Here is a 24,942-nt window from a genome sequence, read left to right on the forward strand (position 1 = left end):
GGTTACTCTTGCATCTCTGCAAGAGTGACTGGCGCACTGAGTACCGATGCCTCTGAAATCGGAGAACCGATTGTGCGTCAGATTTCGGTGCTAAAGGCTGGAAAAATAAAACTGTAATGCGGCGGTTCAGGACGCAAAACATCCATACCTCTGAAACCCCAAAAAACACCCCCGATTACTCAACATTCAAGCCACTCATCAAAGACCGACGCGAATGCGTCAATTGCCGGATTAAACGCCCGACCACAACCATCACCATGACCAGCGCAAACACAGGCTGAACACCCCACAACAGCGGATGGATCCGTGGCGTCAGTTCAAACCCGTAGTCAATCATGGCAGCAACCAAAGCGTCTGCGCCAAAACCAGAGACCGTACCGGCCACCACCGCAATCAGGCCGAATTCTGCAAGTACCGTCCATCTCAGCCTCCGTCGGCTCATGCCCAAAGTCCGGTATAATTTCATCTCTTCCTGACGCTGCATCAAGCTTAATTTCAGTAAGGTATAGATCAGCAGCAAACCGGCAACCACACCCACGACAGCGAGAATAGAAATCGCATTAACGATCTGGGATAACAACCCCTGAATTTTTTGGGTGATTTCACGCAGATCAAGCAAACTGACGGTCGGATAAGCATGCCCCAACTGTGATAACTGATGTGATGCATCGGCACCCAGACGGAAACTGACCATCCATGTTGCCGGCAACTGAGCTAACCGATCGGGCGTAAATATAAAATAAAAATTCGGTTTCATCTCACGCCATTCGACCTGCCGGATCGAGTTAACGGTTGCGGTGACAGACTGGCTGTTAATCGTAAAGGTTAATTGATCACCGACCTTCACACCTAACTCACGTGCGACACTTTCTTCGACCGACACTCCGTTATTGGGCTGCCACTGCCCTGCCACGATTTGATTGTAGTCGGGTAACTGTTCCGCCCATGTGAAGTTGACCTCCCGACGCAACACATTGCTGGCTTCCCGCCCGCCGGCGTATTCAATCGCATCAGTGCCATTAATGCGCGATAAGCGGCCGCGGACGATCGGAAAAATCGGTGAATGAACAATATTCAGTTGCTCAAGTTGATGCTGATAATCATCTTTCTCATGAGTCGCGATATTCAGCGCAAATACATCCGGTGCATTGTCAGGAAAAACACTGGACCAGTCTGACAGTAAATCGGTTCGTACTAACCATAACGCAGCAAACAGCATTAATGACAACGATAACGCCCCAAGCTGCATTCCGGTGGCCGGGCGGGTTCGATTGACACGTTTCAGCGCCAGTTTGAACGCTGCATTTAACGGTAACGCCTGTAACCCACGAAACAGTAATAGTCCAGTCGCGGCCAACACGGCAGACACCAAAACAATACCGCCTAAGGCCAGCCAGACCATCAACTGATTGCCCCAGTACAACGCAGCCCCGACACAAGGTACCAGCCACAGCCCCCATAAATAGAGAGATTGAGACTGACCAGCGGTATGACTTTGGAGACTCGTTACCGCGGCCGTGTCAACGAGCCGATAGAGAGGAATGCCTAACCCCGGAACCGCAACCAACAGGCAACTGAGCAGCGCCATCACAAATGGTGTCATCCCAAGTGCGGGTAAGGGGGAAGGCAACAGACCGATCAGCGGTAATCTTAATAATCGTTCGAGGCCGTACCCCAGCGGCAAACCGATCAGAAGTGAGATCCCTAACAGCATCAAGACTTGAATCACCAGCCAATGCCGAACCCAGCGTTTAGAAGCCCCGAGACTTTTCAGCATCGCGACGGTCTGACGGCGAGAAGCGACATAATGCTGGCAGGTCAGCAAGAGCGTCATGGTTGACATCAACACCACAATAATGACAACCAGCGACAGATACTGCTCTGATTTATTAAAAATATCCTGTGTTCTGGAACGCTGCCCGACATCGCGCCATTCATCGCTGGGGGTTAGTTTAACCTGTTGTTTTAACTGTTGAATGGCGGCAGGTGTGGCATTGATAAATAAGTGGTATTCCACCCGGCTGCCGACTTGCAGCGCACCGGTTTTGGCGACCTGTGAGCGATGAATAAACACGCTCGACATCTGACGAAAAGGGTTAAAGCTCAAACCCGGCTCAGCGCTAATCGTGCCGGAAACCACATGCTCCATATCACCGAGACTGACGCTGTCACCCACTTTGATCCCAAGGTCAGACAATAACTGAGGATCGAGCCAGACTTGGTCTGGTTTGACGTGTGTCTGGCTGGTCTGGCCATCGGATAACTGTAATGATCCCCGCAACGGAAACGCATCATCCACTGCTTTGACCATGACCAGCTTCATGCCCTGCCCGCCAAACATCATGGTGGAAAATTGCGTCATCTCTGATGTGGTCCCACCCAGTTGCCGGGCTTGGTTGATCAACGATTGAGGAATCGGATTGGCACTGATAAACACCGTATCGGCCATTAACGCATCTTTGCCCTGTTTGACAATCACCTGATCCATACGTTGAGCGATAGCGGATAACGCAAAAACACTGGCAATGATCAGTACAAATGCCATCACCACAAGCCACAGTTGCCCCTGACGCAGCTCTTGCCAACACCATCGCACCAGTGAGCGATTGACCAAGTACGATCTATTCATGACTCAATCTCCTCGAGCTGTCCGGCATTCATTTGTAATCGACGCTGACAGCGCTCGGCCAGATGATGGTCATGAGTGACGAGGACCAAGGTCGTCCCTGATTCTTCATTGAGCTGGAACAGTAACTCGATCACCATGGCTGCGGTTTGTTGATCGAGGTTACCGGTCGGTTCGTCCGCAAACAAAATCTTCGGATGAATCATAAACGCCCGAGCGATCGCAACCCGTTGTTGCTCACCGCCGGAAAGCTGAGCAGGAGTGTGATGAAGCCGCTCCCCCAGCCCGACCGCATTTAACAGCGATGTGGCACGCTCCCGGTCTTCGGGTTCACCGCGCAGCAGGCAAGGCAACGTCACATTATCTAATGCTGACAGGCTCGGAATCAGTAAGAAGTTCTGAAAAATAAACCCTACCGATTCACTGCGCATCGCGGCCCGCTGCTCATCGTCGAGTGCCTTCAATGACTGTCCGAACAGCTCAACATCCCCTGAAGAGGCGATATCCAAACCCGATAACAGGGCCATCAGTGTTGATTTCCCGGCCCCGGATGTGCCGACAATAGCGACACTTTCTGCGGGATAAATATCAAAGTGAGCCTCTTTAACAATTGTCAAATTCTGCTGATTCGTAGACACTGTTTTACTCAGATATTTTGCAGAAATCACAGGTGTGTTCGTCATGCGATGGTTATCCTTTCTTCTGGTTTTGACTTTTTCATTACAGGCTCATTCATTACAGGCTCATAATGTGCGGTTACTGATTGTCGGTGATAGTTTGAGTGCCGGATATCAAATGTCTGCCGATCAGGCATGGCCGAGTTTACTCCCGCAAGCTTTACAAAAGTACAATCGCTCGGTCACTGTCGTCAATGCCAGTATCTCCGGAGACACAACTGGTAACAGTTTGGCGCGTTTACCACAGCTATTGCAGCAACATACCCCCGATTACGTACTGCTTGAACTGGGGGCCAACGACGGGCTGCGCGGTTTTTCACCTCAGATTCCTGAGCAAAATCTGGCACAGATGATTGATCGTGTCACCCAGTCCGGTGCCAAGGCAATTCTGATGCAGATCCGCATCCCGCCTAATTATGGGAAGCGCTATAGCCAAGCTTTCTCGTCTATCTATCCGAAACTCTCCGAGGAAAAACAGATCCCGCTGCTGCCCTTCTTTCTGGAACAGGTCATTGTGCGCGATGAGTGGATGCAGTCCGACGGGCTTCACCCCAATGAAAAGGCACAACCGTGGATTGCTGAATGGATGGCACAACAGTTGAGCCCTATTCTGGCGTCAGCCGCGGATACCGGCCTGTCCTCATCCTGACTAGTTCGGCTTTTACTGCCCTAGCTCAATAAACCTCAGACAGTTTTGCGTTAATGTAACCGGCGTGTTAATTGAAAAATTCAACACGTTTACATTGTTTATCGTTCATCATGAGATTTCATCATAGGGTAACCGACATGCACATAACCCCAAAGATCAATGGCGTTGTTGCACAAAGCGCACATCCTTACGGTTGCGAGCAATCGATTAGACAACAAATTCAGTACGCAAAAACTGCAACACCCATTTTGAACGGCCCCAAACGCGTGCTCATCTTAGGCGCATCTTCCGGACTGGGGCTGGCGGCACGGATCGCCCTTACCTTTGGCGGCGCTGAAGCAGACACGATTGGTGTCTCTCTCGATACGCCACCGCAAGCGAATCACTCCGGCAGCGCCGGTTTCTACAATAACTACTATTTCAAACAGTATGCACAACGTGAAGGCCGGACCGCGATTCATATTCAGGGGGACGTGTTTGCTCGCCAAACAAAAGAAGCGGTCATTGAAGCGATTGAGACTTACTTTGAAGGCGAAGTCGATCTGATCATTTACAGTGTTGCCTCCGGTAAACGGAGAAAAGCAGAAGGCAGTGATCACTTCTGGCATTCCGCCATTAAACCCATTGGCCAGCCGCTGCAAAGTGTCTTGCTCGATTTAGGGCAGGATCAATGGCACGATGTGATACTGGAACCTGCTTTAGAAGAAGAGATCGACGCCACGCTGAAAGTCATGGGTGGCGAAGACTGGGAAGCGTGGATCGATGCATTGATTAACTCAGAATCGATTGCCGATGGCTGTCAGTCTGTGGCGTTCTCTTATATCGGCGCTGAGTTCACTCATCCGATTTATCTTGACGGGACGCTGGGCCGGGCAAAGGTCGATGTACATCAAACCAGTCATTCCCTCAACCTGAAGCTTGCACATTATGGCGGGCGAGCTTATGCGGCAGTCTGTCAGGCGTTAATCACCCGGGCCAGCATCTTTATTCCCGGCCTGAGTCCTTATTTGATTGCGTTGAATCAGGCCATGCACACATTGGGAATCCACGAAAACTGCAACAGTCAGATGCAGCGTCTGTTCACGGAAAAACTATATGGCCCGGAGACGGTTCCGGTCGATGGCGAACGTTTGATCCGGCTGGATGAACACGAGCTTACCCCTGAAGTTCAGCACCAAACACAGCAATTACTCGCGGAAATGAATGCCGAGAATTTTTCACGATCCGATGCTTATCAGGCGTTCAAAACAGCCTTCATGCAATTAAACGGGTTTCAATGGCCAACCATTGATGAGCGCGCCCCGATCGATCTCCGGCCTTTTATCAAATTCGCAACAAAAGGATAACGATGATATCGTGCTCTCCTTGATGTTTTTATAGCTTCGAGTATGTGCTCGAAGCTTTTTTTTGCTAGATTATAAAAAGAGTGCTGACCTTCATGAAACAGCTGAGCTCAGGAATATCACAACATGCCAAATAATCACCCGAACCATTTGATCATTCCGGAACACATTCTGGATAACTGGCAAAATATTGTGGATCTCGCGGCTGGGATTCTCTCTTCTCCAACGGTGATGCTGCTCCGCTGTCGTGAAGGCATGAACGAACAAATATGCCATAACCACCACACGACAGCCACGCTAAACCTTGATGAACTCAGTGCAAGTCAACTTCATCAGATTGTTCTCGAATCCGGACAGCCAATTTGGGTCTCTGATATCGAAGAAGAGCCGACCCTATCGACTTATTTACCGGATACGGTGATGTCCTATGCCGGGTTGCCCCTTTATTTCCCTAATCGAATCCCATTTGGGATGCTGGTGGTTATCGATAGCCAGATCCATCATTTTCATGAACTTGAATTTCAGTTACTGGAAAATTTTCAGTCCGCCATTGAGTCCCATTTGAAAATATTGACACAACAATCTGAAATTAACCGACTCAATCACTACATTGAAAATACGCTGTCTCACGACACAGTCGATTATGTCAATCTGACTCAGACACTCAACCAAGAAATAGATCGCCGTAAAGTGGTCGAACGCCAATTGCAATACAACAAGCGTCATGACCCCAGCACAGGGTTTCTCAACCGCTTCGCACTTGAAGATGAACTTAAAAATCGTCTGGAAAAATGCGCGGCCTGCGGAGAAAAATTTGCGGTGATCCATATCGGTTTCAGTAATGCCCGTCATCTGCAAACCCGTTTCGGTTATCAGGAATGGGAAAATGTCCTGAAACACTATCATGCACAATTCGAATCGCTGGAATTGGAAAATATTGAGCTGTTAACCGCCCGACCGAACTCCACCGATCTGGCCCTGATTGTGCAATCCAGTCAGCTAAAACGGGATGTCGACATTCTATGTGAGAAGTTAGTCCTGATGAGCAAAGCGGTCTTTCATATTCATCATCAGTCGATTCACTTACATGCTTATATTGGCATCGCAATTTCCGGTGAGGACACGACTGTCACCGGACTTCTGGAGCAAGCTTCCACCGCGATGATTTCCTGCAAAGACTCAGGTCATTTGTATTACTATCATTCAGAAGCGCTCGCCCAATCTCAACTCCGTCTTCACCAGCTGGAAAATTACCTGCTTCATGCCGTAAGAAATGGCGATCTAATGCTCTATTTTCAGCCAAAAGTCTGCCCGACCACCCGACTTTGGACAGGCGCAGAAGCGCTGTTACGCTGGCGTCATCCGGTTCTGGGAGAAATCTCCAGTGAAACCCTGATCCATCTGGCAGAAAAAAATGGGTTGATCTTTGAAGTGGGCAACTTTGTGCTGAAAACTGCAATTGAAAAAGCCAGCCAATGGACTCGCTATCTGAACGACTTTAAAATTGCGGTCAATGTTTCAGCCAAGCAGTTACGGGACATTCGCTTTGTCGAGCAAGTGAAACAGTTTTTACAAGCCTACCAACTACCGGCCCATCATCTGGAAATAGAAGTCACTGAAAGCGGTTTGATCACCGATGAAAAAGTGGCTGGCGATATTCTTCAGATTCTTCATGAACTCGGAATTACCCTGTCTCTTGACGATTTCGGAACTGGTTATGCATCCTTCAGCTACCTGAAAAAGTTTCCTTTCGATTGCATTAAGATCGACAAGAGTTTTGTGCATGCACTGGAAGAAAGTGACGAGGACAAAGAAATTGTGCGCTCGATTATTCAAGTCGCCAAAAAGCTCAAATTGCAAATCATCATTGAAGGGGTAGAAACGGAAGCACAAGAGCAATTTATCATTGCGGAAGGGTGTGATTATGGACAAGGCTTTTTGTATGGACGCCCGGTCCCTGCGGATGTGTTTGAAGACAGTCTGGCGCAGCAAATGCAATCTCAATTACGGCAGATCAATTAATACAACCAAACAGACGATGATTCTCACAAACACGCCCCGGCAACGATACGTGACTATTGAGGAGCACGACTGATTCGGAGCACAACTGACCGAACTCTCTTCAGTGGATAAATCGGACTTCAGGGATAAATCGGAGAAAATAGTTGGATTCTGTTTAAACAGAAAAGGTGACAACGTCACCCTATCATTTTGTCCGCTGCCGTCTGGCGCAAAATATGCCATGCTTCACACAAGGTTCGAAACCTTTCCGAATCGCCGTTATCTCGATCCGGATGCCAGCGCAATGCCAACTTACGCCATGTTTTGCGGATTTCTGTATCACTGGCATCAACCGGCAATTCAAATAGTCGCAACGCTCTGGCCCGATCCATATCAGTCACATTGTCATCCTGACCAATATACTGGCGATAGCGACTCCAGAACTCATTCAGCAGACGTTTGACTTCTCCTTCGCTCGCTTCGTAATTACTCCAGTCGGTGTAATACATGCGTAACGGATCAGCCTGATCAATAAAATACGCGACATGACTACTGACCAAACGTAGCTCAATATCCATTGCCTCCACCTGAAGCCAACGTTCGGGATAAAGCATCTCTTGCAATTGATAGAGTGCATTCATAATCAAAAAATTGCGTTTGAAGATATCCTTTCCCGGTGATGAATCTAACTCAGGGACATACCCTAATTCACTCAGTCGGGTTGAAAGCGTATGGACTTTCCAGCCCGAACATTCACGTTTCAACACTTCCAAAATAGGCCAAATCAGTGGATTTTCCATCTGTGTATGGAATACCGTTTGTAAGCTCTGATTTCCTGACATTACTGCACTCCTTGAGAGCATTCTCACTGCCGTCTATCTATTGAAGGATACTCGCTACAGACTATCCTGTTCTTCCCTATTTTCCTATACCCGTATCAGCATTGGGTCTGCTTTCTGTGACGCTATTGCCAATGCCACGCAACATCGATCACTTTTACATCCATCCGTAACGTTTTATATGCATCGTTCTTACCAATGGCTGATATACAGCCCCCATCCGCCTCTTTCACCGTCAGATTCAGTTCAAACGGCAAACGGGGACAAACTGACTTATCCCCGCTCTTCCGGATGTAGTGTGACCGTTTCAACCCAATGCAGGTAAGCCTGAAATCCATCCATTACCGGGATTTGAATAATTTGTGGTATTTCGTACGAATGAACTTCCCGAATCGCCGATTCAACGGCCTGATAATGGCGGCTCTGAGTTTTCATCAGCAACAAGATCTCTTGGTCGGTACAAATTTCTCCTTCCCAGCGATAGTGGCTATTGATCGGGAATGTCTGAATACAAGCAACCAACTGTGCAGACAATAGACGCGAAACTATCGCCTGACAACCAGCCTGACTATTCGTCGTTGTCAGCACCATACAGAACGGTGTTTCAGTCATCTGGCTTATTCCTTTGTCCTCTGAGCATGTCCTGATTATAGCCCAGCCGCCAAAAACATGACCAGTCATCCCACACGATGAGAGGTTGACCCCATAAAATCGTAGTATCTATCAAGTCAATCGTCACTGATGGAGAGTACCGATTGTATAAAAGGAGGGTAACACCACTGAGAATGATGGCATTCAGGATAATTGATGAGAGCAAAAGAGCAGATAATCGGTGGTATAGTTTGAGACTGCCGATACAAAAATATCAACCTTACTGAATGATCAATAAGGTTGATATCAATTAGTGTTCAATATACTGGTTGGTTAACTTACCACCAAGCTTCAAACATCGCACCAAATGTCAGGGTATCTAAACGATTTGACTGCATATTACCTGTTTTAGAATCGAAGCCAATAAACTCATTGTCTGCTTTACCGAGTGTGGTATAGAAACGCAACATCGGACGGGCAGCCATTTGAGAGCCAATCACAATATTTTGTGAGAATGTTACCTTCCACGAGCTGTTTTTGGCGTTAATGTCTTTATAATCGACAACGCTATAACCGGCTTCTAACCACGTTGAGTTAATGCTGTCCCAATTATAAGTGGGACGTACAATCACGTTATAGTTTGCCCGGTCTTGATTCCCTGCCACATCTAAGAACTGATATGCTGCCAGATACTCAACCGCGGCCTGATCAGAAATAGTGCTGGCGCCGTTGAAACTGACTAACCATGCGCGTTGATCTTTAGTCAACTCAAATACGCTATCTTTCGCATTGTCAGCATAGCGGAAAAGGAGATGATGACCAGACATCGAGAAGTCAGCCGCTAACTGATATGCCTTAGTACTATAATAGGGTTGATCTTGTACTTTTTTCGATGCGAAGCCATAGTTGGCATAAAACTCAACCGATGCATCGTCAAACAGATTGATGTTGTGAAGTTTCGACGTTATCGCATATCTGCCGTTGTCGTCGACCAGATCACTTTGGACTTGACCGACCGCACCAAAGTCGAGTTTGACACCGCCCAGATTCAGATTATAAAAACCGGCACCTTGTCCGTCGTGAGTCATCCAAAAATAGTCATTCAGACCCGTTTGCGGACGTTGATGAAAATCTCGTCCCGCCCAGACCTTTAATTCGGGTTGAGAATCAACAAAATTAGTCACACTCGCATATGCTTTTTTGACTTTAACCCCACCGGTACCACTTTTCGCCCAAGATTCCTGAGAATAGTGGTCAAACATCACCACAATATCCCACTGGTCACCAAGATCACTGGTATAACCTTTTGTTAAGCCGAATTCTCCGCCATTATCTTCGTTACCTAACCGACCGGTTGCGTTGCCATTTAATGCGCCTGCGGTCGTAACACGCTTTTCATCACTATCCTGAAAAGCCGCGCCGTAGCGTGCATATCCAAAGAATCTCAGATTATCATCAGCAAAAGCTGAATTAGAAATCATGGGTAAACCCACTGCTATACAAACAGAAATTAATTTCAATGTTCTCATGTTTATGTCCCTATTTATTGGAATTTAAAACAACATAAATTATTTTTTATAGATGTTTTTCTAATATCACCACTGAATAAAAATACGAATGAAGTAATTTAAAAATCCTCCTTAATTAAAATATCTACAGAGCAATACACGGTTCACTTGCTTTGTAATCTTTTCTCGGTTTTGTCACGGCCACATTAGCGAATGAAAACGCAAGGTTATTCATTTGATCCCAGACGCCGCCAACAACGAATGCTTTTTTCACAGAACTCAGACTTGAGGTATTAATCATTGAAGCCACTTCTATCTGGCACCGATACCACTTATTGTCCGCAGGTAACGAACTGTTATCTAGCGAGAAAAATGTACCACCATCAAGGACTTGACCATCGATTCGGGTTTGAATACTTCCTGAATCCCCATAACTTGTCACTTTCATATCGACAGTAACGACATCCGTTGAATGTGCAGAGAGATCACGGTTAGATTTATCATTACCTAAGAACGCCCCTCCATTCCCATTAAATGCTAAGGTGACGATATTATTCACATTCTTAATATCAACATCGAAGCTATTCAGTGGATAAGCACTCCTCAGATCCTGTGCCTGCGTTATATCGCCTGAATAAAATAATGCAGTGTCTCCTGAGACTAAATCCGGGGCATTATTGACTTGATTGGACGCTGCAATATCACCACATGTTACCGGGTCAACAACTGGTGTTTGATCGGTTGATTCCCGATAGAAAATATCGGAAATCTCATAATTAAATGCTTCTTTCACATCCAGATGAAAAGGATTTTTCACCTGACTCATATCAACAGCTTTCGCCCCGTCAAAAGGTTTCATACACGGAATTGGTACCGCGAGCGTTTGCCAGTTGCGGTCATCCGTCAACTTACCGGAGAGCACCAGGCTGCTTCTGACCGGCCACTCATTATCAATCGAGACTGTGATTGCAGATGGGGGGGTACTTTTCGGCCGAATTTTAAATTCGACATAACCAGATTTATATTGACTCAAATCTACGCCAGAAGCGGACTGCATCATCAATATACTACTGCCGGTCCCTGACACCTGAACATCCACAGTATTACCGTTTAATGCAGCCTCGATACTCGCCAGACTGGTTTGGCTTGCAGTGACAGCCGACAATTTCCAGCCATCTTTTTCAGACTGAATCCAAGGTGTGATATCACTGCTGGCATCAGCGCTTAATATTGCTAAACCACTACTGCCACTTTTCTTGCTCACATCGATATGATCGATATTTTTTTCAAAATTACACCCGGCAATAATCATCGGCGTGAGCGATATAATCAGGGATTTTACGGTTATTTGTTTCATCATTTTTCAAACGCTCTAAAATAAGTGTGAATTAGATATATTAAACTTGTTGCCCTTGCTTAATATAAAATAAGTTTCTCATAGCGTTAACGTTGCATATTCTGAATTGATTATTTTCGATATTATATTTGTTTCTTATTATTTTTATTTATTAATTAATTTTATTTAATATTTCTTATTTCAACTGGTAAATGACTTTTAATATTAATAGATAAATATGAGGTATTGATAAAGGTCCGCTGCGCGGGGGATGCGCTGCGGAAACCTGATATTAAAATTATATAGACTATTATTTGATCAATTATTCAACAGCCAGCAATAACATCATCTCTGGAAATAAAATAATGATCAATCATAACGATTTACTCTGACATATCCGTATTTAGCATAAGCTGGACGGCCATCATAACGGCTTGGTGGAAAATTAGGGTTGGCACTAATCCAGTTGTTCATAAATAGTTGCATATAACTAGAAACACGTTGATTCACACGTCTCACAGTGACCCACGAATTGTTATAGCGACTAAATACTTCCCATGTTACGCCATTCGCATCAATGGTAAATGCGTATTTACCCATACTCCAGACCGACATTCCATACTGACCTAAGTCAATATCTAACGGGAATTGTCGACCACCGATCCAGACATTGGTATGGAGTAAATTTGTCCCACCCATTAACTCAATATCAACTTCATAATGACTGGATGTCCCTGACTGACCGGTGTATGTGAAAAAGGAACTGATCGTGCCGGGTACTGCGCCTGCCTGCATTTCAACTTCATAGCGGCCACGACGGTAATACTCTGTTGTTCTTACTTCTCCACAACTTTTGTAACTGCCTTCATTCTTCGCATGCAAGATTAAAACACCGGATTCTTGCCATACGTTTTTAGCAGCCCATGTACAGTCAAACTCACTGCCGCCATTTTTCCAGCCGTCTGATACAGACCAATTCAAACCGCTCCAACCGAGCGCAAAACTGGAAGAAACAAATAAGATATTTAAAAAAACTACCTTAAGAATCAATCGGATCGTTGTCATCACGTTAAACCTCATATTTTTTGTTATGGCAGATGTATTTTGATGCTTAGACATAAAAATGCATAGACATCAAACCTCTTTGCTTCTCGGAACCGTGAATTGACTTTAATGACATTTATAAAAATTTGTCTATAACTAGATTTGAAAACTGAATTTCAAATAACCACAAAAAATAAAAATGAAGGCTTTAGTCACAATTTATTCATCATCCATGAAATGTTTCTTTTCATTAATTCTGATGAATTATTTGATATGAAAAAACAAAAAAACAATAAGCTTCACAATTTAAAAACTAACACTTGCATTATTATTTTAACTGTCGTTTTATCAATAAAATCGAATGTCTCGATTCTGAATACTATCTAACCCAAATTATCAAGGGAAGGCAACCGTACAGAAGAAATTTATTTATTTAACAATAAACATCTACCTGTATTCTTTAAAAATAAAGAGGTTAAAATGAATCAAAAGCGGTTAACTATCGCGACTATTATTAGTTGCGGTGTTATTGGATTGAGTGGTTGTTCGGTGAAGTCCGCTTCATCTGATAATCATCCGAGTGTCCATTCAGAAAACTTACTCACCAATGGCCATTTTTCTCAGGGAACCGATGGATGGTGGGCCGCTGGCGCAACGCTGAAATCAAGCGATCAAATGGGATGTATTACCTTTGATAAAAAAGGAGCCAACCCATGGGATGTCATTTTAGGTCAATCCGGTCTTGCTCTGAAAAAAGGAGAAGTCTACCAAATTCAATTTCAGGCGAAAGCTTACCAACCCATCAGTGTGAAAACACTGGTTCAACATGATGGTGCCCCCTACACCAGCTATTTCCTCAAAGATACAGCACTGAATCCAGAACTGCAGTCATTCCACTATACCTTTAAACCCTCAGCCAATGACGATAAAGTGCAACTTCAGTTTCAAATGGGAACGGCAAAACCAACCACGGTTTGTGTCAAAGATATCTCTCTGTCCGGTCCAAAATATGCCAAAAAGGTAAATCTCTCGAAGGTTCAGGTCAATCAAGTCGGCTACTTCGTCGATGGGCCGAAGCGTGCTGTGATTGTCACAAAGAAAACATCGCCTTTAGCGTGGAAACTGTTAGACGCGAACAATCATGAAGTTGCTCAGGGAAAAACGACCCCGTTTGGTCTCAATAAAGCCTCCGGTCAACCGGTTCAAATCATCGATTTCAGCGCAGTTCGCCAACCGGTCAGCAACGCAGTGCTCGAAGTCGACGGTCAACGTAGCCATCCTTTTACAATCGATAACTCGATTTACCGGAAAATGAAGTACGATGCGTTGTCCTTCTTCTACCAACAGCGAAGCGGCATTGATATTTTACCTGAGTACGTCCAGCGTAAAGATCTGGCCCGCCCGGCCGGACACCGTCCTGAGATCGTCACTTGTTTCAACCAAACGGATGCCAAAGGCAACGATTGGCCGGGATGTGACTTTTCTTTAGATGTGACTGGCGGATGGTATGACGCAGGCGATCAAGGTAAGTACGTCGTCAACGGTGGTATTTCGGTCTGGACATTGATGAACTACTACGAGCGAGAACAACTTGCCCATCCCAAACAGACCAGTGCATTTGCTGACGGTCAAGTGAAAATTCCTGAGAATCATAACAAATACAATGATTTGTTAGATGAATCCCGTTGGATGCTGAGCTTTATGATGGCCATGCAAGCACCTGATCATGCAAAAGTCTGGGTTCCGGTCGGCGACCAGTCCAAACAACTGAATCATCTGAAACTGACCCAGATTGATGCCGGAGGCATGGTCTTCCACAAAGTTGCGGATGATGCATGGACAGGTATGCCACTCCCACCACACAAAGATCCGAGAAAACGTTTCTTAAGCTATCCGACCACGGCTGCAACACTGAACCTTGCAGCAACAGCGGCACAGTGTGCCCGCGTCTGGAAAGATTCAGATCCGACTTTTGCCAAACAGTGTCTTGTTTCAGCAGAAAGAGCCTGGAAAGCCGCGAACTTGCATAAAAATGTATTTGCTTATGACAACTTTGTAGGATCCGGCCCATATGATGACACACAATTAGGTGATGAATTCTACTGGGCAGCCGCTGAGTTGTTTACCACCACAGGTAAAAAAGAGTATCGGGATGTTATCAAAGCTTCACCTTACTATCTGACCACACCCAAAGGTGATGACAATGCAACCGGAGACCTTTATTGGCAAGGGATGAGCGCTGCGGGAACATTAACGCTGGCGCTGGTTCCCAATCAATTACCCAAAGCAGACAAAGCAAAAGCACGGGCGAATGTGATTCATACTGCCGATATGTACCTGAGCGCCATTGCGAAAGAAGGTTATCACATCCCTTACAGTGCCACAGAGTACACATGGGGATCGAACTCTAATTTCATGAACCGGAGTATCTTCTTAGGCGTCGCGTATGACTTTACGCATGATCCGAAATACGCTGACGCGGTTATTGATGCAATGGACTATATTTTAGGCCGCAATCCACTTGATCAGTCTTATGTATCCGGTTATGGCAGTCGTCCTCTGATGAATCCGCACCATCGTTTCTGGGCACATTCGATCGACAATCAGTCACCTCTCGTCCCACCGGGTGTGATTTCTGGTGGTCCGAACTCGATCAACTTCAGTGATCCGGTGGCATCTGCCATGAAAGGAAAATGTACCGGACAAATGTGTTGGAAAGATGATATCGGAGCATGGACCATGAACGAAGTCACGGTCAACTGGAACGCACCATTCTTCTGGACCGTCAGCTTCCTTGATGATGTGCGCGCTGCCAATCAATAAGGAACAAGACAGATAAATCATTAGTCTGACAATATATAAAAGGCCGGAAATATGATCTATTTCCGGCCTTTTATTGTCTGCAAAGATAATGGGATTGGCAGATATCATGCCAACAGCAGTGTTACTGATAACGAGACTTGGTCGATTCGCGGCTAATTAAGCTAATCGGTGGCAGCCGGACGACTTCGGTCTCCCCACTTAACAATTTCAAAATCGAGCGGGCACTAATTGCACCGAGTTCATCTAAAGGCTGGCGTAAAGTCGTCAGCGAAGGCGTGAAGTATGGCGACGTCGGAAGATCATCGAAACCGATCACCGACACATCTTCAGGAACTTTAAACCCGTGATCATTCAATGCCTTAATCACACCATAAGCCGTTAAGTCGTTCGCAGCAAAGACCGCTGAAAAATAAGCTTTGGATTCAATCAGTTCTACCATCTTTTCATAACCGGTCTTAATGCTGAAATCACCCTCTAATACGAGTTTATCTTTGAATCCAATCCCTGCCTCATCGAGTGCCTTTTTGTATCCTGCAAACCGTGAAATGGCATCATCATGGTCTGCCAATCCTTTAATATGGGCTATATTCACATGGCCGAGCTGGATTAAATGTAAAGTCGCTAAATAACCGCCCAGCGTATTATCCAGCCGGATCGACTGAATGTTTTCTCCCTCAATGTTATATCCAACCGCGACGACCGGAATTTTTTCTGCACACTTCTGAATCAATTTTTTATCGACATTGCCGGAGATAATAATAATCGCATCGACATTACTCTTGAGCAGATAATCTAAAGAATGAGAAATCAGTGTCGCCTGCCAGCTATTCACAGAGATCAGAATCGAATAACCATGATCAGCTAAAACCTTTTCCATATCAATGAGTAGACTACTGGCATACGGGCTATCAGGGTTTTGCACTAACACCCCAATCGTCATCGAACGCGTCTTTTCGAGCCGATCGACATGAATATGAGGTTTATACCCGAGAGCCCGAATCGCTTCTTCTATTTTGGCAGTCTTATCGTTGGAAACATAAGATGTTCGGTTAAAGTACCGGGAAACAGTACTGGGGGATACATTCGCGAGCTTCGCCACTTCATAAGCGGTAGGTGCCATGTTCTTATTAGTCTTATCCATAATCAACCTGTTTAATATTATTCTATCTACTCACATCAAACATATTTAGCATAAGTCACATACTCAAGTCACCTTAAGCTGTGTCAGATTATGCGTATATTCAACTTGCTTCATTTAAGAAATATTCCGGACGGAATATTCCTGAATCACTTGAGGATATCAATCAGTGAGAATAAGGGCTGTGTTTGCGCAGCCCTTATAATGACGACAGGATTAACGATAAATATAAGAAAAAATCATTCCCGGCCTGAAATAACGACCCGCGGTATATTTCATACTTTGTCTGATGAGCCATGAATAAAGTGTTTCCACTTGTCTCTCATCTAAACCCTGACTGACAAATCCACGCATGAATTCCTCTTTCTCAGCGCGAAGGGTCGGACTCACACGTCCGTCTTCAAGCATTGCATGAACCGATTTTAAAGCCTGCAAACACCGGGCGGCTTCTGTCTCATTCAATCCCAGTAATTGCTGTAAATCACTGGTGGTCACGTGGGCCGAGCCATTGAAACCTTCCGGTGCGGCAAACGGAATTTTTGCTGAATGATACAACGTATTATAAACCGTATTCAGTAATGTTTCGGCTTGCTGGTATTTCCCGGCTAGTTTCAAGGCACTGGCAACACTAAACTGAACACCGCCCCAGACATCCTGAGCCTGAAAAGCCTCATGCGGTGCGCCATCCGCCAGCGTCATATTTGCAACACCCAAATGAGGGCTATTTTTCAAGTAATTGGTTTCATAGATAAAATCAAGTGTCCGCTTGACGCGTTCCGGACTGAATAACCCATCCATTCCGATGAGTTTCAGATAAGTATCTGCAACTAACGCATCCCCGAAACTATTATCAGAATCTATCGCCATGCGCTGATATTCTTGGCTAAACGCCAGCGGAGCAGCGGTTAACAGTTGCGTTTTCTTTTGCACCCGCTGTTCAAACCGAGACAGCTCACTGTGTCGATCAACTTGGTTAAGATAGTCATTCAAGATCCGCGCATCGGTAATACGGTCACCGGACAGCGTCAGTCCTAACTGTTGGAGTGGCTGGTAGTCGTGACCAGTCAAGTGTTTCACTTGAATCGGCGTTGCTGAGAAATGGTAATACCCTTGCTGTTCATCCCACAAACTCTGCTCTAATGTTTCCAGAGCCGCATCCGCACGCTGCTGATATTCGTTTGACAGTTGCTCTTTTCCCATCATTTGGGCCAGTTGACTCGCAACCTGCAACCCGGCAACCCATAAACTCGCACAGTAGATCGCCACACCATGGGAAGAAAGATTATCAAATGTATCATCGGTACCATGCACTAACGGTAAGGTGTCACCGGCTTCGATCATCGCAGATAAATAATTGATACTTTCTTGCACCGCAGGCCAGCAAGCCTCAACGACTGCAAGATTGCCCGTTTCCTGATAATGGCGATAAACCATTAGAATAAATTTAGGTGCAAGGTCTTTCCATTCTTTGACATTGTGCCAGCTATAAGCATCTGGCTGGATATCAAACGGACTGCCCAAATCATGAATTACGGCACCGTAAACAGCACGGACACCTACATATTTATCATCACTTACATCGGCAAAAGGCCGTTCGGCATATTCCCAATAACGCCGTGGTGTCTCATCCTCGGACAAGATAGCTTGCGCAAATGCTTCCATGACTTTGCCGTCTAAGCGAGGCAACAAATAAAGAATGGCAAACGACCCATAGAAATAAACGTCCAATGAATTGAAGAACGGATAATCCACACATTCTTTGACTAAAAACCGATCCTGACAATCCCACACCGTTGACTCAGCAAGAAACGACAAGGTATTCATGGCCATAGTGGAGAAATTGACAGCGGTTTCCCGCGCTTTCATTTGTTGAGCAACCGTGTCATAAAGTGCAATTTGCTGCCGGATAATACGCTCTTCAACGGACTCAAGTTGAGAAAGCATTTCTGTCACCATGCGTGTGGCTCTGTCCCGGGCCGGGAAAAAGCGACTGTAGGCTTTTTCAGAATGCCAGTCATCCAGCCAGATTTTACTGTGATCCATCACTTGTAAAAATCTTAAATCCAGCGACTCTCCGGGCTGTAATTCGACCTGAACAACCACCAGAGAAGACAACGGCTCACGCCCCGTATAAGTACCACAATCAAAATAAGTATTGGTGCGCCCGATATTCAAGGCCGCCAGCAATGCTTCATCCAACTGTGAATCATACAAAGTCGGCTTCACGGTAATCGTCACTTTCCCCGAATCGAGGTCCGCATGATTTGTCACGACCCCATATAGAACTTCGCCTTCAATATCAGCATGATATGGCGAGTCGCTGGTGAGACTGACCCCGATAAACTGCCGCTGTTGATCCCCTATCTTTGCAACACGGTGTCGCTGTTGAATCGCATTCCGCACCAGTGAACAGGATGAGTCCTGCACGCCTTGGCGACTTTTCCGATACGTTGAGCCAATCAGGTTGTCCAATGGCTGCGCCAACGTAATCAACTTGGTAACCCCGGAGCGGTTTTCTAAATGAAAGTGATTCCAGTGCAGCGGTAAAGCGCAAAGTTTTTCATCCTCTTTGACAATTGGAGAGACCACTTTCCGACTCACTTTCACATCATCAAAACCGCTATATTCATACTGAGCCATCGGATAAAGCGCCTGATAGTGAATCGCTTCAGGTGCCATCCCGTCAATTTCAGCCGTATGACTCGATGTCAGAGATGACACCACGGCTGACCCATTCACCAGTAACCCGTTAAAAAACTCCATCGCCACCCACAGTTGGGTTTCCAGCGCCTGTGGTGCCTGACGAATTAAATGCTGTGTTTTCTCGGTAAATTCAATCTGCCAGCGTTCAAACCGTGCCTGATTTTCCAGATAGAAATTTAAACCGCATAGCCCCTGTCGGATTCTTGATAAGGTGTTCTGTTCATCATCAACTTTGAGCTCAACACCGGAAAAAGTGACAGGATAAAAGGTCAGAAAGCGTGCTAAATCGTCGAGATGACGAATCCGAAGATTATCGATATGCAGGTCATCCATGACCGATATATAAAAATCATTAAAATTAATCTGTTCTTGTGAACAATCAATATAAATACCGGGAATAAAACTAAAATTAGGCGTTTCGCCTTTTGGGGTCAGCGTAAATGTTGAACCAATACCCCCGACTGCCATTCCCGTATTTTCTGGCGTGGTAGAGACCGGCGTATACCACGGCTGAAGAAATTCAACCGCCTCGCCTTGACTACAGAGTTCACTCGCAAGTCCATAATAACTTGTATACGGTATTTTGTTATTCATCATTCATATCCATCGTAATTTTATATTCCACGCGATTGAAAAATATTTATTATGTATTTTGAGATGGAAGGGCACATCGATGTGCCCTTTATTTATCATTCGCCTGATATCATTGGCCTAAAGTAATCTCAATGTGATGTACGCCATCGGTAAATATCGGTGCTTTATTGCCGTCAATCACAGTCCCATCGACACGCATCTCTGTGACACCGCGGCTGACTTGATGCGGATTGGCAACATGAATCTGGTAAATCGCCCCGCGGAATTTCCGCTGTACGGAAAATTCAGGCCAGTCTTTCGGGATACAGGGATCCACCACTAAACCATCGATTTCAGGCCGCACCCCTAAGATCCACTGTGTCCCTGCGACGTAGGTCCATGACGAAGTACCGGATAGCCATGCATTACGACCTAAGCCAAACTGTGGATGCTCGTCTCCCAATATATTTTGCGGATAACAGTAGGGCTCAGACTCAAACACCTCGATCTGATCATTCTTAGAGGCAGGATTGATTTGACGGTAATACTGATACGCACGATCCCCATGACCGACTTTGGTTTCCGCAATCATCATCCATGGATTCGCGTGCAAGAAGATACCGCCATTCTCTTTTGCGCCGGGTGGATAGGTAGAAACGCCACCCAATTCAGGTGAAAATCCGTTATACCCGGGCGTAGAAAGCTTAATGCCATTCGCGGTATTTAATTTGCGATGGACAGAATCCAGCGCTTGCGTCGCCCGCTCAGGGGTTGCAAATCCAGAAATCACCGACCAGCTTTGCCCATTGGTATAGATCTGCCCTTGAGCATTGGTATGCGATCCGATTGGTGTGCCCTTCTCATCAAAGTAACGGACGAACCACTCCCCGTCCCAACCATGCTGATTGACAATCTGTTGCATCTGTTCATATTGACGTTGATAACGCTGTGCGAGTGATGTCTCACCCCGCAGTTGACACAGGTCGAGCATGTCCAACAGCGCTTTACCGTACATATTGGCGACCATCAGTGACTCAGCGCCCGTCGGCAAATTCACCGTATCATTCCAGTCGGCAAACCCGAGTAGCGGTAAACCATGCTGACCGGTATGGGTTTCCGTAAACTGGATGGCCCGGCACAAATGATCCCATACGGTGCCTGACTCAATCGGCTTGCCCTGCTTATCTTTTTGATAGTAAGGAATCTCTTGATTGAGGAAATCCGCATTGCCTGTTTCTTTGATGTATTGAGTGACCGCATAGATGATCCACAGATGGTCATCGCCGTAGTAATCCGGGCGATCTTCTTCTTCACGTGAGTCACCGGCATTGGCTTCCATTGTCGAAGGAAAGAACTGATGCATCGCGGAACCATCGGTATTCTGCACCGAGAGTAGCCGCTCGATAAACTCCCGGGCTTCTTCCGGCATGTGGGCCATCACACCGAGAATATCCTGTGATGAATCGCGGAACCCGATTCCACGCGCACCATAGCCCAGTTGATACAACGATAAATAACGAGACCAGTTTTTGGTGGTATGACACTGACGTGGATTATGCACATTCAACATCGAGTTCATCGCCGCATCCGGTGTCGTTACTTGAATCGCCGATAGATAGTCATCCCAGAACTCGCCCAGTTCGGCAAAAGCCTGATCAACCACTTGATGATCGCGATATTTATCTAACATCGGTTGTGCAGCCTCAAGACTTGCCATTTGCGTTAGCTGCACCACCGTCCGCTCGCTTTGCTGAGGCTTCAGCCAGCCTAAACGTAAATTCAGCGCACCAATATTGTCGCCGCGTAAGCACTCGCTGTTGGTCAGTTCAGCACCATTGAGAGCTTCAGGAGCGGCCCAGCTCCCATATCCGTGATTCCCCAAGAACTTCTGGCGATCACCATCAAATGATGTTGCTGGTCGATCAGCGGTTAATAAATTCACCGCGTAGTCTCGCTTCATGAAAGCATACTGTTCCAGAACAGTATGTCCCTGCGCTTGCTGATGCGCTTTCAGAATCATTGTCTGAGGAACCCAATCGGCATTGACCAGTTGCTTTAATGCATCAAAGTGGGTGAATTCAACAACCGGAATCACATCGACATGTAAATCAGCACCGGAAATATTGGTGATTTTAATATCTTGCAGTAAGACCGGATCTTGTTTCGGTACAAAGAAAGTACACTCGCAGCGTACTCCATAAGCTTCTGCAGTAATGGTGGTGTAAGACAGACCGGTATGATTTTCAAATTGATCCAACGGCTTCAGTGTCGGGGTATAAAAAGGCGAGAAGATCGTGACCTCCCCGTCTTGATTACGAACTTTTAAATAGATCGTCGAGCCTTTAAAATCGGCATTGGGCATCTGGGCAATATATTTGGTGATTCGATTCAGTGCGGGATCACCTTTACAAAGTAAAATACCGCCATTGCTATCGACTAAACCACCGAAATTTAAAGTTCCTACATAATTACACCATTTAATGGGTGTACAAGGTGTTGTGGCCACATATTCTTTATTTTTATCGTCAAAATATCCGAATTTCATGATGACTATCCCTAGCTTCCTTTATTGATAAAGGAAGCAATTGATTTAAATATATTGTAATTTTTAAAGCTAATTAATATTTAAAATAGCGGCACTAACTGGCTAAAGAATTTTCACTCAATGCATCAAATAAATGAATTGAATCCAGATCCAAATATAGTTGTAATTCACTGGTACTCACTTCAGCAGCCTGTGTTTCTACCGTCAGTGGCTGACCCGCAATTTCAGTTTTTAGCAGAATGCTGGCACCCAATAATTCTTTGTCTTTAATCTTGACTGAGAATGGGAAAACACGTTCATGATCGATATGTTGTGCCCGTAAATGAATATCAGTCGGACGAACGCCTAAATGTAAGGCTAAGTTTCTCGACGCTAATGCTTTAAACCGTTCAGGCAGCGGGATTAAATTATCCCCCAATTGAATATAGAACTCGTTTTCCTGAAGAATCAACTTAGCATCCAACATATTCATCGACGGGCTGCCGATAAACTGGGCAACGAATTTATTCGCCGGCCGCTGGAAGACATCCGTTGGTGTCCCGACCTGCGCAACATAACCATCTTTCAGGATCACAATCCGATCCGCGAGTGTCATTGCTTCAATTTGGTCATGGGTGACGTAAATGGTCGTGGTTTTCAGCTCGCGGTGCAGTTGTTTAATCTCTTCACGCATCACCCCCCGTAATTTTGCATCAAGGTTAGAGAGCGGCTCATCGAATAAAAAGACTTTGGGTGTCCGAACCATCGCACGGCCCATGGCGACCCGCTGACGCTGGCCTCCCGATAACTCTTTCGGTTTACGATCCAGTAATGGCTCCAGTTCCAACATTTTTGCCGCTTTACGGACTTCGGTATCAATGTCTTTTTTAGCCATGCCTTTGAGTTTCAGAGCAAACGCAATATTTTCGTAAACCGTCATATGCGGATAAAGTGCGTAGCTTTGGAATACCATGGCTAAGTCGCGATCTTTGGCATCAACTTTATTGATCAGCTTATCGCCGACATAAATATCACCGGAGGTAATGTCTTCAAGCCCGGCCAACATCCGCAATGTCGTTGATTTACCACAACCTGACGGCCCAAGGAACACCACGAACTCACCATCATTCACCGTGAAATCAAAGTGTTTCACGACATCAACATCACCAAACGATTTCTTGATGTTTTTGAATTCAACTTTAGCCATTACTTGTTCTCCTCAGCTCGCTCTAACAACATATTTTTATAAGCAATAGCGCTTTGTTTCAGTGTTCTCTCTTGGGTCTGATAATCCACATAGACCAAACCGAACCGCTGACGATAACCAAATGCCCACTCGAAATTATCCATTAAACTCCAGGCAAAATAGCCATCAATCCGTACACCGGATTTAATCGCCTGATCGATGGCTTCAAGATGCATTTGAAAATAACGGACCCGTTGTTCATCATTGACATGACCATCAACACAAGTGTCATTGGTCGCTGCCCCATTTTCAGTCACATATACTGGCGGCAGATTGTCATAACGTTCATTTAAACGCACAAGCAAGTCCGTCAGTCCCTGAGGATAAATTTCCCAGCCGATAAAAGTATGTTCACTCTCGGGCTGCGGAACGGTTTTGATATCACCGTTCTCATCGTAACGAACCACATTCCGGGTGTAATAATTAATGCCGATATAATCGACCGGTGCAGAAATAATATCGAGGTCCCCTTCCAGAATCATCGGCATATTCGCAGCTTGTCGCTCGGTAATTAAAGTTGGGTATTCCCCTTTGAGAACCGGGTCGATAAACCATTGATAGTTTTCAGCATCGGAATAATTGGCCGCACCGATGTCTTGCTCATCCAACGGATATGCAGGTGATGCACTGAATACCACGCCATGTTTCGCATTCGGGGCATTTTTACGCAGGACCGGCATGGCTAAACCATGGCCGAGCATCAGGTGGTGCGAGGCCAATAAACCTTCCCGCTCACCCACAATACCAGGTGCATGTTTACCCCAACGATAGCCTAAGAAAGCAGCGACAAACGGTTCGTTTAATGTGGTGTACACTTCGATTTTATCGCCGAAATAACGGCTGACGACATCCGCATACTCAGCAAACTTGTAGGCGGTTTCACGATTAAGCCAGCCGCCTTTATCTTCAAGATATTGTGGCAGATCCCAGTGATACAGAGTGACGTATACCGCCATCCCCCGGGCATGACAGGCATCGATAATCTGCTCATAAAACGCCAGTCCTTGCGGATTTACCACGCCGTCTTCAGGCAGAATCCGCGGCCAGGCAATCGATAAGCGATAGGCATCAACACCCAAATCACTAATCATTTCAATATCTTGTTGCCAGAGATGGTAGTGGTCACACGCCACATCACCATTATCACCATTGTCCACTTTACCCGGCTTGTTACAGAACGTATCCCATATCGACGGAGTCCGTCCGCCTTCGTTTACGCCCCCTTCAATCTGATAGGAAGAGGTAGCCACACCAAAAACAAAGTCTTTATGACGTAATTGAGAATTTTGAGGAAGTTCGTATTTATTCATGTTCATAACCT

The 24,942-nt window shown here is 45.8% G+C and carries 16 protein-coding genes; 4 read left to right on the forward strand and 12 right to left on the reverse strand.

Translation table 11 applies throughout. The features are described 5' to 3' along the window. Nucleotides 1–175 precede the first annotated feature (175 nt). Nucleotides 176–2,629: an ABC transporter permease gene (locus OCV37_RS17955; RefSeq protein ID WP_038184804.1), complete on the reverse strand. Its 2,454-nt coding sequence runs from the start codon at nucleotides 2,627–2,629 to the stop codon at nucleotides 176–178. Continuing rightward, nucleotides 2,626–3,309, reverse strand: coding sequence for an ABC transporter ATP-binding protein (locus OCV37_RS17960; RefSeq protein ID WP_038184801.1), 684 nt, complete (start codon nucleotides 3,307–3,309; stop codon nucleotides 2,626–2,628). The genes OCV37_RS17955 and OCV37_RS17960 overlap by 4 nt, the downstream gene beginning before the upstream one ends. On the opposite strand from OCV37_RS17960, the gene tesA reads away from it, so the two are divergent. From tesA to OCV37_RS17975, 3 genes are all read left to right on the forward strand, one after another. Then, nucleotides 3,308–3,952 (forward strand): multifunctional acyl-CoA thioesterase I/protease I/lysophospholipase L1, encoded by a 645-nt coding sequence (gene tesA, locus OCV37_RS17965; RefSeq protein ID WP_051680812.1) that lies wholly within the window; start codon nucleotides 3,308–3,310, stop codon nucleotides 3,950–3,952. The genes OCV37_RS17960 and tesA overlap by 2 nt on opposite strands. 137 nt (nucleotides 3,953–4,089) lie before the next feature. Beyond that, the gene (locus OCV37_RS17970; RefSeq protein ID WP_038184798.1) at nucleotides 4,090–5,298 is read left to right on the forward strand and encodes a trans-2-enoyl-CoA reductase family protein; all 1,209 of its coding nucleotides are present in this window, start codon (nucleotides 4,090–4,092) and stop codon (nucleotides 5,296–5,298) included. 123 nt (nucleotides 5,299–5,421) lie between these two features. Beyond that, nucleotides 5,422–7,317, forward strand: coding sequence for a sensor domain-containing phosphodiesterase (locus OCV37_RS17975; protein WP_038184796.1), 1,896 nt, complete (start codon nucleotides 5,422–5,424; stop codon nucleotides 7,315–7,317). Nucleotides 7,318–7,493: 176 nt separating this feature from the next. Here OCV37_RS17975 and OCV37_RS17980 read toward each other — a convergent pair whose 3' ends face one another. From OCV37_RS17980 to OCV37_RS18000, 5 genes are all read right to left on the reverse strand, one after another. Continuing rightward, nucleotides 7,494–8,138: a DNA-J related domain-containing protein gene (locus OCV37_RS17980; protein WP_038184793.1), complete on the reverse strand. Its 645-nt coding sequence runs from the start codon at nucleotides 8,136–8,138 to the stop codon at nucleotides 7,494–7,496. Between the two features lie 270 nt (nucleotides 8,139–8,408). Further along, nucleotides 8,409–8,747 (reverse strand): divalent-cation tolerance protein CutA, encoded by a 339-nt coding sequence (gene cutA / locus OCV37_RS17985; protein ID WP_038184790.1) that lies wholly within the window; start codon nucleotides 8,745–8,747, stop codon nucleotides 8,409–8,411. Between the two features lie 317 nt (nucleotides 8,748–9,064). Next, entirely contained in the window at nucleotides 9,065–10,207 is a 1,143-nt protein-coding gene (locus tag OCV37_RS17990) for a carbohydrate porin (protein ID WP_390902296.1), read from the reverse strand. Nucleotides 10,208–10,379: 172 nt separating this feature from the next. After that, nucleotides 10,380–11,594: a putative glycoside hydrolase gene (locus OCV37_RS17995; RefSeq protein WP_157635071.1), complete on the reverse strand. Its 1,215-nt coding sequence runs from the start codon at nucleotides 11,592–11,594 to the stop codon at nucleotides 10,380–10,382. 345 nt (nucleotides 11,595–11,939) lie between these two features. After that, on the reverse strand, nucleotides 11,940–12,551 hold the full coding sequence (locus OCV37_RS18000; protein ID WP_169739382.1) for a family 16 glycosylhydrolase: 612 nt from the start codon (nucleotides 12,549–12,551) through the stop codon (nucleotides 11,940–11,942). 543 nt (nucleotides 12,552–13,094) lie between these two features. Between OCV37_RS18000 and OCV37_RS18005 the strand changes: the two genes are divergently transcribed. Beyond that, nucleotides 13,095–15,437 carry a glycoside hydrolase family 9 protein gene (locus OCV37_RS18005; RefSeq protein WP_038184780.1) on the forward strand — a complete coding sequence of 781 codons (2,343 nt, stop codon included), beginning with the start codon at nucleotides 13,095–13,097 and terminating at the stop codon, nucleotides 15,435–15,437. Nucleotides 15,438–15,558: 121 nt separating this feature from the next. On the opposite strand, the gene OCV37_RS18010 is transcribed toward OCV37_RS18005, so the two are convergent. From OCV37_RS18010 to OCV37_RS18030, 5 genes are all read right to left on the reverse strand, one after another. Continuing rightward, nucleotides 15,559–16,578 carry a LacI family DNA-binding transcriptional regulator gene (locus OCV37_RS18010; protein ID WP_038184776.1) on the reverse strand — a complete coding sequence of 340 codons (1,020 nt, stop codon included), beginning with the start codon at nucleotides 16,576–16,578 and terminating at the stop codon, nucleotides 15,559–15,561. Nucleotides 16,579–16,791: 213 nt separating this feature from the next. Next, the gene (locus OCV37_RS18015; protein ID WP_261888142.1) at nucleotides 16,792–19,875 is read right to left on the reverse strand and encodes a glycoside hydrolase family 116 protein; all 3,084 of its coding nucleotides are present in this window, start codon (nucleotides 19,873–19,875) and stop codon (nucleotides 16,792–16,794) included. A gap of 106 nt (nucleotides 19,876–19,981) precedes the next feature. After that, complete coding sequence (locus tag OCV37_RS18020) at nucleotides 19,982–22,396, reverse strand: GH36-type glycosyl hydrolase domain-containing protein (protein ID WP_051680808.1); 2,415 nt, start codon at nucleotides 22,394–22,396, stop codon at nucleotides 19,982–19,984. Between the two features lie 94 nt (nucleotides 22,397–22,490). Beyond that, complete coding sequence (locus tag OCV37_RS18025) at nucleotides 22,491–23,582, reverse strand: ABC transporter ATP-binding protein (RefSeq protein WP_038184767.1); 1,092 nt, start codon at nucleotides 23,580–23,582, stop codon at nucleotides 22,491–22,493. Beyond that, nucleotides 23,582–24,931, reverse strand: coding sequence for a GH1 family beta-glucosidase (locus OCV37_RS18030; protein WP_038184764.1), 1,350 nt, complete (start codon nucleotides 24,929–24,931; stop codon nucleotides 23,582–23,584). Before OCV37_RS18030 ends, OCV37_RS18025 begins: the two co-directional genes overlap by 1 nt. Between the last annotated feature and the right edge of the window lie 11 nt (nucleotides 24,932–24,942).

The sequence above is a fragment of the Vibrio rhizosphaerae genome, from assembly GCF_024347095.1.
Taxonomy (GTDB): domain Bacteria; phylum Pseudomonadota; class Gammaproteobacteria; order Enterobacterales; family Vibrionaceae; genus Vibrio; species Vibrio rhizosphaerae.

Excerpts from the sequence above, each read along its gene's own strand:
- OCV37_RS17980 (WP_038184793.1), bottom strand. The coding sequence starts at position 8,138 with ATGTCAGGAAATCAGAGCTTACAAACGGTATTCCATACACAGATGGAA.
- OCV37_RS18030 (WP_038184764.1), bottom strand. The coding sequence starts at position 24,931 with ATGAATAAATACGAACTTCCTCAAAATTCTCAATTACGTCATAAAGAC.
- OCV37_RS18020 (WP_051680808.1), bottom strand. The coding sequence starts at position 22,396 with ATGAAATTCGGATATTTTGACGATAAAAATAAAGAATATGTGGCCACA.
- tesA (WP_051680812.1), top strand. The coding sequence starts at position 3,308 with ATGCGATGGTTATCCTTTCTTCTGGTTTTGACTTTTTCATTACAGGCT.
- OCV37_RS17975 (WP_038184796.1), top strand. The coding sequence starts at position 5,422 with ATGCCAAATAATCACCCGAACCATTTGATCATTCCGGAACACATTCTG.
- OCV37_RS17960 (WP_038184801.1), bottom strand. The coding sequence starts at position 3,309 with ATGACGAACACACCTGTGATTTCTGCAAAATATCTGAGTAAAACAGTG.
- cutA (WP_038184790.1), bottom strand. The coding sequence starts at position 8,747 with ATGACTGAAACACCGTTCTGTATGGTGCTGACAACGACGAATAGTCAG.
- OCV37_RS18025 (WP_038184767.1), bottom strand. The coding sequence starts at position 23,582 with ATGGCTAAAGTTGAATTCAAAAACATCAAGAAATCGTTTGGTGATGTT.
- OCV37_RS18010 (WP_038184776.1), bottom strand. The coding sequence starts at position 16,578 with ATGGATAAGACTAATAAGAACATGGCACCTACCGCTTATGAAGTGGCG.
- OCV37_RS17990 (WP_390902296.1), bottom strand. The coding sequence starts at position 10,207 with ATGATTTCTAATTCAGCTTTTGCTGATGATAATCTGAGATTCTTTGGA.
- OCV37_RS17970 (WP_038184798.1), top strand. The coding sequence starts at position 4,090 with ATGCACATAACCCCAAAGATCAATGGCGTTGTTGCACAAAGCGCACAT.
- OCV37_RS17955 (WP_038184804.1), bottom strand. The coding sequence starts at position 2,629 with ATGAATAGATCGTACTTGGTCAATCGCTCACTGGTGCGATGGTGTTGG.
- OCV37_RS18015 (WP_261888142.1), bottom strand. The coding sequence starts at position 19,875 with ATGATGAATAACAAAATACCGTATACAAGTTATTATGGACTTGCGAGT.
- OCV37_RS18005 (WP_038184780.1), top strand. The coding sequence starts at position 13,095 with ATGAATCAAAAGCGGTTAACTATCGCGACTATTATTAGTTGCGGTGTT.
- OCV37_RS17995 (WP_157635071.1), bottom strand. The coding sequence starts at position 11,594 with ATGATGAAACAAATAACCGTAAAATCCCTGATTATATCGCTCACGCCG.